The 12677-nt window shown below is 71.1% G+C and carries 13 protein-coding genes; 1 reads left to right on the top strand and 12 read right to left on the bottom strand.

From position 1 onward, the window contains the following. Nucleotides 1-45: 45 nt before the first annotated feature. The 4 genes from SA2016_RS08345 to SA2016_RS08330 all read right to left on the bottom strand — a co-directional run bounded on the left by SA2016_RS08345 (nt 46) and on the right by SA2016_RS08330 (nt 3560). A complete protein-coding gene (locus tag SA2016_RS08345) occupies nt 46-1395 on the bottom strand; it encodes an aggregation-promoting factor C-terminal-like domain-containing protein (RefSeq protein ID WP_066497274.1) in 1350 nt (449 codons plus the stop codon). A 125-nt stretch (nt 1396-1520) separates the two neighbouring features. Then, nucleotides 1521-2063, bottom strand: coding sequence for a regulatory protein RecX (locus SA2016_RS08340; RefSeq protein ID WP_066497273.1), 543 nt, complete (start codon nt 2061-2063; stop codon nt 1521-1523). A gap of 4 nt (nt 2064-2067) precedes the next feature. Next, nucleotides 2068-3120, bottom strand: a complete 1053-nt coding sequence (recA, locus tag SA2016_RS08335; RefSeq protein ID WP_066497272.1) for a recombinase RecA — start codon at nt 3118-3120, stop codon at nt 2068-2070. A gap of 218 nt (nt 3121-3338) precedes the next feature. Continuing rightward, nucleotides 3339-3560 (bottom strand): DUF3046 domain-containing protein, encoded by a 222-nt coding sequence (locus tag SA2016_RS08330; RefSeq protein ID WP_066497271.1) that lies wholly within the window; start codon nt 3558-3560, stop codon nt 3339-3341. A gap of 69 nt (nt 3561-3629) precedes the next feature. Here SA2016_RS08330 and SA2016_RS08325 point away from each other — a divergent pair, with 69 nt between their 5' ends. Beyond that, nucleotides 3630-4094, top strand: coding sequence for a MarR family winged helix-turn-helix transcriptional regulator (locus SA2016_RS08325; protein WP_066497270.1), 465 nt, complete (start codon nt 3630-3632; stop codon nt 4092-4094). Nucleotides 4095-4185: 91 nt separating this feature from the next. Here the strand turns inward: SA2016_RS08325 and SA2016_RS08320 are convergent, their stop codons facing one another. The 8 genes from SA2016_RS08320 to SA2016_RS08285 all read right to left on the bottom strand — a co-directional run bounded on the left by SA2016_RS08320 (nt 4186) and on the right by SA2016_RS08285 (nt 12600). Then, complete coding sequence (locus SA2016_RS08320; protein WP_066497267.1) at nt 4186-4611, bottom strand: helix-turn-helix domain-containing protein; 426 nt, start codon at nt 4609-4611, stop codon at nt 4186-4188. Nucleotides 4612-4760: 149 nt separating this feature from the next. After that, the gene (locus tag SA2016_RS08315) at nt 4761-5264 is read right to left on the bottom strand and encodes a CinA family protein (protein WP_066497264.1); all 504 of its coding nucleotides are present in this window, start codon (nt 5262-5264) and stop codon (nt 4761-4763) included. A 28-nt stretch (nt 5265-5292) separates the two neighbouring features. Continuing rightward, nucleotides 5293-5826 carry a CDP-diacylglycerol--glycerol-3-phosphate 3-phosphatidyltransferase gene (gene pgsA, locus SA2016_RS08310; RefSeq protein ID WP_169803101.1) on the bottom strand — a complete coding sequence of 178 codons (534 nt, stop codon included), beginning with the start codon at nt 5824-5826 and terminating at the stop codon, nt 5293-5295. Nucleotides 5827-5895: 69 nt separating this feature from the next. Beyond that, nucleotides 5896-8790 (bottom strand): FtsK/SpoIIIE family DNA translocase, encoded by a 2895-nt coding sequence (locus tag SA2016_RS08305; RefSeq protein ID WP_066497259.1) that lies wholly within the window; start codon nt 8788-8790, stop codon nt 5896-5898. A gap of 85 nt (nt 8791-8875) precedes the next feature. Further along, nucleotides 8876-10567, bottom strand: coding sequence for a ribonuclease J (locus SA2016_RS08300; RefSeq protein ID WP_066497257.1), 1692 nt, complete (start codon nt 10565-10567; stop codon nt 8876-8878). Between the two features lie 12 nt (nt 10568-10579). Then, entirely contained in the window at nt 10580-11488 is a 909-nt protein-coding gene (gene dapA / locus SA2016_RS08295) for a 4-hydroxy-tetrahydrodipicolinate synthase (protein ID WP_066497256.1), read from the bottom strand. Nucleotides 11489-11530: 42 nt separating this feature from the next. Continuing rightward, nucleotides 11531-12286, bottom strand: coding sequence for a carbon-nitrogen hydrolase family protein (locus SA2016_RS08290; protein ID WP_066497255.1), 756 nt, complete (start codon nt 12284-12286; stop codon nt 11531-11533). A gap of 38 nt (nt 12287-12324) precedes the next feature. Further along, nucleotides 12325-12600 carry a hypothetical protein gene (locus SA2016_RS08285; protein ID WP_141305466.1) on the bottom strand — a complete coding sequence of 92 codons (276 nt, stop codon included), beginning with the start codon at nt 12598-12600 and terminating at the stop codon, nt 12325-12327. Between the last annotated feature and the right edge of the window lie 77 nt (nt 12601-12677).

Raw genomic sequence — 12677 nt, 5'->3', positions numbered from 1 at the left:
GGCCCGGCGGCCCAGCGCCCGCGGCGAGCGGACGCTGGGCAGGGGTCAGTACCAGTTGTTGGCCACTTCGTGGGCCCATGCGCCGCACGGCGAACCGTAGCGGTCCCGGATGTACCCGAGCCCCCACGTGATCTGGGTGCGGTAGTTGGTGAGCCAGTCGCTGCCCGCGGTGGAGTACTTGGACGGCGGGAGGGCCTGCGCGATGCCGTAGGCGCCGCTCGACGGGTTGGTCGCGTCCGTCATCCAGCTGGACTCCTTGTTCCAGAGGTTGACGAGGCACCCGTACTCGCCGCCTCCCCAGCCGTACCCGCCGAGCTGGCCGGACGCGTAGGCCTGCGCACCTGCCGGGTCATCCGTGACGCCCACGCCCGGGCTCACGACCGGCGGGGGCGGCGGGGGGACGACCACCGGTGCGGGGGCCGCTGCCGGCTGCTGGACGGCAGCGGCGTTCTGCTGCGCGACGGCCTGCTGCTGGGCCTGCTGCTGGGCTGCGAGCTGGGCCTGCTGCTGCGCCCGCTCTGCGGCGGCCTGGGCCGCGGCCCGGCGCTGGGCCTCGAGGGCCGCCTGCTCGGCGGCGCGCCGCTTGGCCTCCTGGGCGGCCTCGTAGGCGGCCTGCGCCGCCTGGCCCTCCCGGTAGCCGCGTTCGACGTTCGCAGAGGTCCCCTTCAGGTCCGCCAGCTGCGCGACCAGCGTGTCCTCGTGCTGCTGCGTCTGGGCGACCGCGTCCTCGGCCTGCTTCTGGGCGTCCTGGGCGGCGCTGAGCTGCTGGGCCGCGGTGGCGGCGAGGTCGGCCAGGGCATCCTTGGCCGCCCGCGACTTGTCCTCGGCGGCGGTCGCCGCGTTGGCCGCCACCCGGTAGTCCGTGACAGCCTGTGCTTCCTGGTCGCCGAGCACCTGGAGGGTCTGGAGTCGGCCGATGCCGTCCTGCTGCCCCAGCACGGAGAGGGTCTGGATGGGGTCGCTCGGTGAGCCGCCCATGTAGGAATCGGCGGCGAACTGGCCGGCGGTCCGCTGGGCAGCGTCCCGCTCCGACGCCCTCTTGGCCGCTTCCTGCTCGAGGGCGGCGACCACCTGCTCCTGGTCCTTCACGGCCTGCGCGGCCCTCGCGTACGCGGCGCCGGCGGCCACGGCCTTGGCCGAGGCATCGGCGGCGCTGGATTCGACAGTGGTCAGCAGGGACGCGATCCGGTCGCTCTCCGCCTTCGCGGAATCGACGTTCGCCTTGGCAGCCTGGACGTCGGCCCACGTCGGATAGCCCGACGGGGGCGTGTTGTCATCCGCCGTCGCACTCGGGGCTGCCGCCGGCACGACGGAGGCCAGGCAGAGCGCCAGGACGAGCGCAGCGCGGGCTGCGCCGGCGCGGCCGCCCGCGAGGACACCTCGTTCAGATCGCACCCGTCAGACGATACCGCAGTAATCCCGTTTGTCACTCTAGTCACAGGATTCTCAGGAACCACACAGACACGCCGCCGGCCTCCTGGGCGCCCCGGCCGCCGCTCGCAGCCAAGGGTGCAGGGGCCTCAGTCTTCCCCGTGTCCCAGGCTGTCGAGGACCTCCGCGGCGATCCGGAAGGCGGCACCGGGGGCGTGTCCCTTGCGGGCGAGCATCGCTACCAGCCGCCTCAGCTCCTTGTCCCGTGCCGCAGGATCGTCGCGGTCGAACGGCCGGACGCGGCGCGCGAGCAGCCGACGCGCTGCTTCCTCCTCAACCTCGGGCGAGAGCTCATCGAGCGCCTCCTCGGCCGTGTCGCCCGTGATCCCCTTCTCCCCGAGCTCGCGACGGAGGGCCGCCCTGCCGAGGGACTTCGTCTCGCCGCGGCTGCGCACCCAGAGGCGGGCGAACTCCGCGTCGTCAACCAGGCCCACCTCTTCGAAGCGGTCCAGGAGCCTCGAGGCGAGGGCGTCCGGCACATTGCGGTCGCGCAGCTTCCGTTCGAGCTGCTGCCGGCTGCGCGGGCCGAGGGTCAGCTGGCGGAGCAGGATGGCCCGGGCCACCGACTCGGGGTCGGGCTCGGGATCCTGCTCCGCCTGCGGGGGCACGGGACGTCCGCTGCGGGCCGCCATGCGCCTACTCCCCGTCGACAGCCTTCAGGCGCGGCTGCTCCTCGCCCGACTCCGGCTTCACGCCGACGCCGAGCTTCTCCTTGATGAGCCGCTCGAGCTCCGCGGCAAGTTCGGGGTTGTCACGCAGGAACCGACGGGAGTTCTCCATGCCCTGGCCGAGCTGGTCGCCGTCGTAGGTGAACCAGGAGCCGGACTTCTTGATGATGCCGTGCTCGACGCCCATGTCGATGATGCCGCCCTCGCGGGAGATGCCCTGGCCGTAGATGATGTCGAATTCGGCCTGCTTGAAGGGCGGAGCCATCTTGTTCTTGACGATCTTGGCCTTGGTACGGTTGCCCACCGAGTCGGCGCCCTCCTTGAGGGTCTGGATCCGGCGCACGTCGATGCGGACGGACGCGTAGAACTTGAGCGCCTTTCCACCCGTGGTCGTCTCGGGGGACCCGAAGAACACGCCGATCTTCTCGCGGAGCTGGTTGATGAAGATCGCGGTGGTCTTGGTCTGGTTGAGGCGGCCCGTGACCTTGCGCAGCGCCTGGCTCATGAGGCGGGCCTGGAGTCCGACGTGGCTGTCGCCCATCTCGCCCTCGATCTCCGCGCGCGGCACGAGCGCGGCCACGGAGTCGATGACGATGATGTCGAGCGAGCCCGAGCCGACCAGCATGTCCATGATCTCGAGCGCCTGCTCGCCGGTGTCCGGCTGCGAGACGAGCAGGGCGTCGGTGTCGACGCCGAGCTTGGCCGCGTACTCGGGATCCAGGGCATGCTCGGCGTCGATGAACGCCGCGATGCCTCCGTTCCGCTGTGCGTTGGCGACGGCGTGGAGCGCGACCGTCGTCTTGCCCGAGGACTCCGGGCCGTAGATCTCGACGACGCGTCCACGCGGAAGGCCGCCGATCCCGAGGGCGACGTCGAGCGCAATCGACCCGGTCGGGATGACCTCGATCGGGGCGCGCGTGTCATCCCCCAGGCGCATGATCGATCCCTTGCCAAACTGCTTGTCGATCTGCGCGAGCGCTGCCTCGAGTGCCTTCTGGCGCTCTGGCGTTCCTGCTGCCATGTCTACCTCCGGGTCTGGTCGTTCGCGGCAGCGCCCTGTCCTGCCCACCGCTCTTCCATGCCGCTCACGCTACCGATGCCCACCGACAGTCGAACGCGTCGACCCCGCTATGTGCACATCTCGGCGCGCTGCCGCGCGTGGAATCCTCTGTGGAGGACATTACCCCTCTCCCGAACACATCTTCGAATCCGGCCCCGGCGTGTCGCAGATCCCGGGCGTCAGTCCTTGAGCGGGCGGTCCTTCCCGAGGCGGCGCTCGTCGGGCACATCCTGCAGGTCACAGACGGCGAGCCACACGGTGCGGGGGTGCACGCCGGCCTTGAGCGCCTCCTCGGCCGTGCGGCCTCCGACGGCGGCGAGCACGGCGGACGAAGCCAGGACATGGGCGTACCCGCTGCCGAATTCGTCTTCCATGAGCCGCCAGAAATCGCTGTTCCTCACTGGTCCATTCTCCTCTCCGCCGCTGTGGCGGCCACGCGCCGCCCGCACCGGCGCACCTAAGATGGTGGCATGCCTTCTCCGCCTGCCTCCGCCGGGTTCGACGCCGCCCTGGTCGACGTCGAGCAGCAGCTCGGCCTGTTCTGGAGGCGCGGGCGCGCCGCGTCCCTCGGCCTGTCGAAGGACCTGCATCCCGAGCTCGACCCGGCAGCCTACGGGCTGCTGACGATCCTCTTCGGCGAGGGGCCGCGGCGGGTGACGGACCTCGCCGCGACCGTCGGCGTGGGCAAGCCCACCGTGAGCCGCCAGATCGCCCTCCTCGAGGAGATCGGGCTCGTGGCCAAGGAGGCCGACCCCCACGACCGCCGCGCACAGCACGTGGCCCTGACCCCGGCCGGCCGCAGCCATGTCGAAGACCTGAGGGCGCGCAGGCACGAGTACTTCGCAGAGCGCCTCGCCTCGTGGGACACGCGCGAGCTGGCCGAGCTCGCCCGCTACCTGCACCGGCTCAACGAGGACCTGGCACCGCGGGCCTGAGCGGGACTGCGGCCCGGCGTCCGGCCGCATCGCCTCCCGGGCATGACGGAGGGCCGGGCGCTCGGCGCCCGGCCCTCCCCTGCTGATGACGTCAGCTGACCTGGGTCAGCTCGGCGTCGAAATCCGTGTTCATGTCTCGCCCGTACCGCTGGGCGAACTCCTGGGGCACCGTGTCCGGAATGGTGATGCCCTCTGCGACGGCGACCCGGTCGCTGACCTCGCGCAGCATGACCGAGAGCGGGACGTCCAGTGCGGAGCAGATCGACGACAGCAGCTCGGAGGACGCTTCCTTCTGGCCGCGCTCCACCTCGCTCAGGTACCCGAGCGATACACGCGCGTTGTGCGAGACTTCACGGAGCGTGCGGCCCTGGCGCTGGCGGACGTCGCGCAGGACGTCTCCAATCTCATGACGCAGAACAACCATCTTGCGCTCCTTCTGTTCCTGCTTACCGATGTCGGCCAATCCCACATCACGCCAGCGCACTACGCCGTTGACGGATACGGGCTGCTTAACCATGTGTATCGATGCGCTCCTTGGCTCGGGCTCCCCGACGCTCGGGGCTCCGTGTGTGACTCATCCTAGTGGTGCCGCCATCGCTTGACGACACTATCCACAACTCTGGACACGTCTGCATTGTTCCCCGCCGCGCGCCACACCGAACCAATTCACAGCTCGCTCCCAGTTTCTGCGCCGGGTGCTGGGGCGGCGCTCCCGAGCGCAGCGAGGAGGGCGGCGAGGGCCGCCTCGGTCGCGGCGCGGCGGATCGCGGCCCGGTCGCCGTCGAACGCGTAGGCGTGCACAGCGGAGCCCGCCGGGCCGGAGACGCCGACGAACACGGTGCCGACGGGCTTGCCGTCGTGCGGCTCGGGGCCCGCGGCGCCCGTGGTCGCGACGCCGTAGTCCGCGCCGCAGACCCGCCTGGCCCCGTCGGCCATCTGGCGGGCGACCTCTGCGTCCACGGACCCGGCCCGTGCGAGCAGTTCCGCCGAGACGCCGAGCACTGCTGCCTTCACCTCGCTCGCGTAGCTCACGACACCGCCCCGCAGCATCGCGGAGGCGCCGGGAACATCCGCCAGGGCGGCCGCGACGAGCCCCGCGGTGAGCGACTCGGCGGTCGCGGCCGTGGCCCCGCGGGCAACGAAGGCCTCGACCACCTCGCGTGCCGTCACGGGCCTCGCTCGGTCACCGGGCACCGGCTCACTCGCCCTTCTGCGCCGCCGCCCGCAGGCGCACGGCCTTGAGGACGTAGTCGGCGCCGGTGACCACGGTCACGGCGAGGGCGAGGACCATCACCCAGAAGGCGATGGCGGAGAGCACGGCGAGGCCGGGGGTCAGCGGGAACAGGTAGAGCAGGATCGCCACGGTCTGGAGCACGGTCTTGAGCTTGCCGCCGCGCGAGGCGGGCATGACGCCATAGCGGATCACGACGAAGCGCAGGGCCGTGATGCCCCACTCGCGCACGAGGATCAGGGCCGTGATCCACCACGGCAGCTCGGCGAGCACCGAGAGCAGCACGAGCGCAGCCCCGGTCAGGAGCTTGTCCGCGATGGGGTCCGCGATCTTGCCGAAGTCGGTGATGAGGTTGCGCCTGCGGGCGATCGAGCCGTCGAGCTGGTCGGTGTAGATCGCGACGGCGAACAGGCCGAAGGCCACCCAGCGCAGCGGACCGTGCGCCGTGCCGTCGGCCAGCAGCGACCAGATGAAGAACGGCACGAGGACGATCCGCGCCATCGTGAGGATGTTCGGGAGGTTCCAGAGCTGGGAAGGGGACGCCGACGGCGAGGAGGTCACCGTCTCAGCCTAGCGCCCGGTCAGCGACCACGCGTCTTCGCCGCCCTCGTCGTCGTCCCCGTCGTGGTAGTCGACGGCCTGGGGCCGCGAGTCGAGGTCCCTGGCCACGACGTCCTCCGCGTAGGGCGAGTCGTTCTCGTACTGACCCAGATGGTGGTTGGCGCTCGCGTTGTCAGCGAGGGCCTCGTCGGCGGCACTCCCCGACGACGACGGCGCGTCCTGGCCGCGCAGCGCGGCGAGGACCGCCGGCAGGTCGTCCGGCTTGACGAGCACGTCACGGGCCTTGGAGCCCTCGGACGGCCCCACCACGCCACGGCTCTCGAGCAGGTCCATGAGCCGGCCCGCCTTCGCGAACCCGACCCGCAGCTTGCGCTGGAGCATCGACGTCGATCCGAACTGGGTCGTGACCACGAGCTCGGTGGCCTGCAGGAGCACCTCGAGGTCGTCTCCGATCTCCTCGTCGATCTGCTTCTTCTCCGGCTCCGCCGCGACATCGTTGCGGTAGGTGACCTGGAGCTGGCCCTTCACGTGCTCGACGACCTTGTGGATCTCCGACTCGGAGACCCAGGCGCCCTGCACGCGCATGGGCTTCGAGGCGCCCATCGGCAGGAAGAGCGCATCGCCCTGGCCGATCAGCTTCTCGGCGCCGGGCTGGTCGAGGACCACGCGGGAGTCGGTGACCGAAGAGGTCGCGAACGCCATGCGCGAGGGCACGTTGGCCTTGATGAGGCCGGTGACGACGTCGACCGAGGGCCGCTGGGTCGCCAGGACGAGGTGGATGCCGGCGGCGCGCGCGAGCTGGGTGATGCGCACGATCGAGTCCTCGACGTCCCGGGGCGCGACCATCATGAGGTCCGCGAGCTCGTCGACGATGACGAGCAGGTAGGGGTAGGCGCGGATCTTCCGCTCGGATCCCGGCGGCGGGACGACCTTGCCGGCACGGACCGCCTTGTTGAAGTCGTCGATGTGCTTGAACCCGTAGTTGGCCAGGTCGTCGTAGCGGGCGTCCATCTCGCGGACCACCCACTGGAGGGCCTCGGCGGCCTTCTTGGGGTTGGTGATGATCGGGGTGATGAGATGCGGGACGCCCTCGTAGGCCGTGAGCTCCACGCGCTTGGGGTCGACCATCACCATGCGCACCTCGTCCGGGGTCGAGCGCATGAGGATGGAGGTGATCATCGAGTTCACGAACGAGGACTTGCCCGCGCCGGTCGCGCCCGCGACGAGGAGGTGCGGCATCTTGGCGAGGTTCGCGACGACGAACCCGCCCTCGACGTCCTTGCCCACGCCCATCACCATCGGATGGTCGGTGCGGCGCGCGTTCTGGCTGCGCAGGACGTCTCCGAGCGAGACCGTCTCGCGGTCGGTGTTCGGGATCTCGATGCCGATGGCGCTCTTGCCCGGAATTGGGCTGAGGATGCGCACGTCGGAGCTCGCCACGGCGTAGGCGATGTTCTTCGACAGGGCCGTGACCTTCTCCACCTTGGTGCCCGGTGCGAGCTCGATCTCGTAGCGGGTCACGGTGGGGCCGCGGGAGAAGCCGGTGACCTCGGCGTCCACGTTGAACTGGGTGAGGGTGCTGGTCAGCGCCGCGACGACGGCGTCGTTCGCCTCGGTCCGCTCCTTCGGCGCCGACCCCTGCACGAGGAAGTCGGAGGACGGCAGCGTGTACGCGACGTCTCCCGAGAGCTGCAGCTGCTCGGTGCGCTGGGGAATGGGCGTGGGCGGCGGCGTGGGGGCCACCGGCGTGGAGGGCACCTGGACGGCCGGGGCGGTGCTGGGTGCCGGCATCCCGACCGTGGGGATGGCCTCCGTGGCACCCTCCACCGGCTTGCCGTCCCCGGCCTGCTCGTTGCCGCGGCCCTGGGCGGCGCGGATCTTCTGGATCGCCGCCTCTGCCTGGGACCGCCCGGCCGGCGGGGCGGCCATGGCCGCGGTCGCGTCGGGGTCGTCGACGACCGCGCGCTCGTAGGGCTCATCGCCCGCGAAGCCGTCTCCGGAACCCTGCTCCTCCTCGAGGTCCTTGCCGAACATGCGGCGCTTCTTCGTGCGGCGCTCCCGCGCGGCCTCCTGGGCGCGGCGCTCGGAGTCGTACAGGTAGCTGCGGTCGTGGGCGTCCTGCTCCTCGGGAGTCAGGTCCAGGCCCATGAGGTGGTCCCACGCGCCCCGGACCCGGCGCGGAATTGCAGCGAAGGGGGTCGCCGTGACGATCAGGACCGAGATGAACGCGAGCGCGGAGTAGACGATGACCGGGATGGCGGGATGGACGGCCGCCAGGAGGGACGCCGCCAGGAAGCCGAGCATGCCGCCGGCGGCGCGGAGGCCGTCGAAGCCCGCGGCGGCGGAGGGCAGGCCGCCCAGGACGTCGGCGATGCCCGTGGCCGCGAACGTCATCACCAGGAATCCGATGCCGACCCGGTTGTTGCCGCGGTGGTCGGCGGGCTTGCGGAAGAGCCGGAAGGCGCAGACGCCGAGCATGAGGGGCAGCAGGAGCGAGACCCAGCCGAACGTTCCGTTGACGACCGCGTAGACGGCGTCCGGGAACCAGCCCTTCCAGCCCCACCACGCGAAGGTCGCGATGAAGACGGCCAAGACGAGGTTGAACAGCGCGGCGCCGTCGCGGCGCTCCTCGGGATCGAGGTCGCTGACATCGGTGCCGATGCGCCGGACCCCGCCGCCGACGGTGTGCGCGAGGGCGCCCCAGGTTCCGCCGATGAGGCGCGCCGGCCACGGCTGGCCCGCGTCGGTCGCGGTCACGCCGCGCGACGACGAGCTCCCCTTGCCGGACGCCTTGGCCCGGGACGCGCCTGCGCCCGACCGGCCGCGGGCCGCGGGCGCGGAGGTCCGGGTGGGTCTGGTCTTGGAGGTGCCGGCCTTTGGCGTGGAGGAGGTACGAGTCGCCATACTCGCCACGCTACCGCGAAAGGCCGCCGCTCCCGCGGATTTCCACGGGAGCGGCGGCCTGCGCGAGGTCCGCCAGGCGGTGCCGTCAGGCCTCCAGGACCACCGGGATGATCATGGGCTTGCGCCGGAGCTTGCGGCTCACCCAGGTCCCGATGACCCGCCGGATCACCTGCTGGAGCTGGTGGGCCGTGTGGTCCGGCTTGGCGAGGATCGCCTCCTCGAGGGCCGCATTGATCTTGGGGATGATGTCGTCGAACACGGCGTCGTCCTCGGCCACGCCGCGGGCGTGGATCTCGGGGCCGGTCACGACCTTGCCCGTCGAACGGTTCACCACGGTGATGACGGAGATGAAGCCCTCCTCGCCGAGGATCCTACGGTCCTTGAGGTCGACGTCGGTGATCTCCCCGACGCTGCTGCCGTCGACGTAGACGAAGCCGACCTCGACCTGCCCGACGATCTTCGCCGCACCGCCCTTGAGGTCGACCACGGTTCCGTTGTCGGCGAGGATGACGCTGTCCGGCTCCATGCCCGTCTCGAGCGCCAGGTTGCCGTTGGCGATGAGGTGGCGGGTCTCGCCGTGCACCGGCATCGCGTTGAGCGGCTCGACGATGTTGTAGCAGTAGAGGAGCTCGCCGGCGGCCGCGTGGCCGGAGACGTGGACCTTGGCCATGCCCTTGTGGATCACGTTCGCGCCGAGCTTGAGGAGGCCGTTGATGACGCGGAAGACGGCGTTCTCGTTGCCCGGGATGAGCGAGGACGCGAGGATCACGGTGTCGCCCTCGCCGACCTGGACCCGGTGGTCGCCGTTGGCCATGCGGGAGAGGGCGGCCATGGGCTCGCCCTGGGATCCGGTGGACATCAGCACGAGGCGGTGGTCCGGGATGTCGTCGATGGCCTTCATGTCCACGAGGATGCCCGGCGGCACGTCGAGGTAGCCCAGCTTGGCCGCGATCCCCATGTTGCGCACCATCGACCGGCCCACGAAGGCGACCTTGCGGCCATGCTGATGGGCGGCGTCGAGCACCTGCTGGACGCGGTGGACGTGCGAGGAGAAGCTGGCCACGATGATCCGCTTGCGCGCCTGGCCGAAGAGCCGGTCCAGGGTGGGGCCGATCTCCTTCTCCGCGGTGGTGAAGCCCGGGACGTCCGCGTTGGTCGAGTCCGCCATGAACAGGTCCACGCCCTCCTCGCCCAGGCGGGCGAAGTGGCGCAGGTCGGTGATCCGGCCGTCGAGCGGGAGCTGGTCCATCTTGAAGTCGCCGGTGTGGAGGACGGTGCCGCCGGCGGTGCGGATGAAGACGGCGAGCGCATCCGGGATCGAGTGGTTGACGGCCACGAACTCCGTCTGGAACGGGCCGAAGTCCAGGACCTGGCCCTCCTCCACGACCCGCAGCACCGGAGTGATACGGTGCTCGGCGAGCTTCGCCTCGACGAGGGCCAGAGTCAGCTGCGAGCCGACGAGGGGGATGTCCCGGCGGTGGCGCAGGAGGTACGGGACGGCACCGATGTGGTCCTCGTGGCCGTGGGTTAGCACGACGGCAAGGATGTCCTGGATGCGGCCCTCGAGGTAGGAGAAGTCGGGCAGGATCAGGTCCACGCCCGGCTGGGTCTCTTCGGGGAAGAGGACGCCGCAGTCGACGACGAGGAGCTTGCCCTCGATCTCGAACACGGCCATGTTCCGCCCGACCTCACCGAGCCCGCCGAGCGGGACGATCCGCAGGGTCCCCGACGGGAGCGGGGGCGGAGTGGTGAGGACGGACAGGGCTCGTTGGGTCATGCTGGGCTGCTCCTAGGCGCCGAAGTCCATTCCGGCTTCGGCGAGATCGTTGCGGATGAGGGCGAGCTCCGCGTCGCCGGGCTCCACAAGCGGGAGGCGGACCACGGAGTTGGGCAGGACACCCTGCCACTTGAGAACCTGCTTGGCGGCGACCGCGCCCTGGACCCGGGTCATGATCCCGCGGATCACCGGGTCGAGGTCGAAGTGGACCTGGCGGGCGGCTGCGAAGTCGCCGGCGAGCGCCGCGTCGACGAGCGACCGGAACTGCTTGGTGGCGACGTGCGCCGTGACGGAGACGACGCCGAGGGCGCCGGCGGCCATCCACGGGAGGGTCAGGCCGTCGTCGCCCGAATAGACGGCCAGGTCAGTCTTGGCGAGCACGCGCGTGACCGAGGCAAAGTCGGCCTTGGCGTCCTTGAGGCCGACGATGCGCGGGTGCTCGGCCAGACGGAGGATCGTCTCGGGAGCGATCGGGATGCCCGACCGGCCGGGGATGTCGTAGAGCATGACGGGCAGCTCGGTGGCCGAGGCGACCGTCTCGAAGTGGGCCTGGACGCCGGCCTGGCTGGGCTTGTTGTAGTAGGGCGTGACGAGGAGGAGGCCGTCGACGCCGAGGGCCTCGGCCCGGCGCGAGAGGCTCACCGAGTGGCGGGTGTCGTTCGTGCCCGTCCCCGCGATGACCTTGGCCCGGCCGCCCACGGCCTCGAGGACGGCCTTGAACATGCCGAGGTTCTCCTCGTCCGTCAGGGTCGAGGTCTCCCCCGTGGTGCCGGTGACGACGAGTCCGTCGCAGCCGTCATCGACGAGCTTGGCTGCCAGGGACGCCGCCGCATCGTAGTCGACCTCGCCGTCGGCAGTGAACGGGGTCACCATTGCCGTGAGGAGCGTGCCGAAAGTGCGCGTGCGGTTCTCGTCTGCCATGTATAGAACGTTACCGTGTACGCTGCCGCTTTGGGCAACGCGTCAGGCCGGGCGGGCGTAGCGCGCGAGGGCCGAGCGGAACAGGATCGCCGTGACGACCTCGGCGCCGGTCCCGGCAGCAGAGGCGATCCGGTGCCCGTCGGGCCCCCACACCCCGCTGTGGCCACACGAGGCACCCAGCGCACTGGATCCCCCGGCGTTCGCGAGCAGGGCGAAGAACCTGCTGTCCATGGCGCGGGCGCCGAAGTGGAGGTCGAGCCGGCGCTCCTCCCCCGCTACATAGACGGCCGAGGCCGCGTACAGGTCCGCTCCCGCGGCGGCCGCCTCGGCAGCGTGGCCCGGCTGCGCCACGTCGAAGCAGACGGCCAGCGCTACCTTCCAGCCGTCGACCTCGACGACCGTGAGGCGGTCCCCGGGCTCGAAGATCTCCCTCTCCCGGCCGTGGAGGTGCATCTTGGGGGCGATCACGGCGGGTGCTCCGGGGCGCACGAGGACCGAGGCGAGATGCGGCGTCCTGTCGGGCTCGCGGACCGCCGCGCCCACGACGGCCGAGATCCCCATGTCCTCGCAGGCCGCCTGGAGCTCGGAGAGCTGGGCCGAGGGGCGGGTGAGCCAGGCGGACTCGTCGGAGAAGAGGTCCAGGTCATAGCCGGTGAGCGAGAGCTCGGGGAAGACGGCGAGCCTGGCCCCGTGGGCGTCGGCGTCCTCGAGGAGCCGCACGTGCTCGTCGATGTTCGCAGCGAGCCCGCCCGGGAGCGCCACGGACTGCACGGCAGAGACGGTCAGCTCGGCGGACATACGCCCATCCTAGGCCAACCGCTCGCACGGGCCGGGGGTCAGGCGCGTCCGTGGGTGCGGACCGCGCGTTCCCTGCGGGCGGCCTCGGCGCGGATGCGGACCCAGTCCTCGAGGCGGCGGCAGGCCGCCATGAAGGCCTCGAGCTCGCGCGCGGTCAGGAAGGCGAGGTCCGGCTCGGAGAGGCGGCGCGCGAGCTCTCCCGGCGGGGGCTCGCCGGGAAGCAGCGGCCCTCCCGCGCGCCATGCGGGCTGCCACCGCGGCGGCACCGGTCCATCTCCCCGAGGGTCCTGCGGGTGGTCCTGTGCCGTGCTCATAGGCCCATGCTATTCGAACATATCTTCGAATCGCAACGGGGGCAGGTCGGGATCCTCCGGCGGCGGGCCACCGGAGG

This window comes from Sinomonas atrocyanea (assembly GCF_001577305.1).
Classification (GTDB): Bacteria; Actinomycetota; Actinomycetes; order Actinomycetales; family Micrococcaceae; genus Sinomonas; species Sinomonas atrocyanea.
This window is presented reverse-complemented; position numbering and strand designations above follow the sequence as displayed.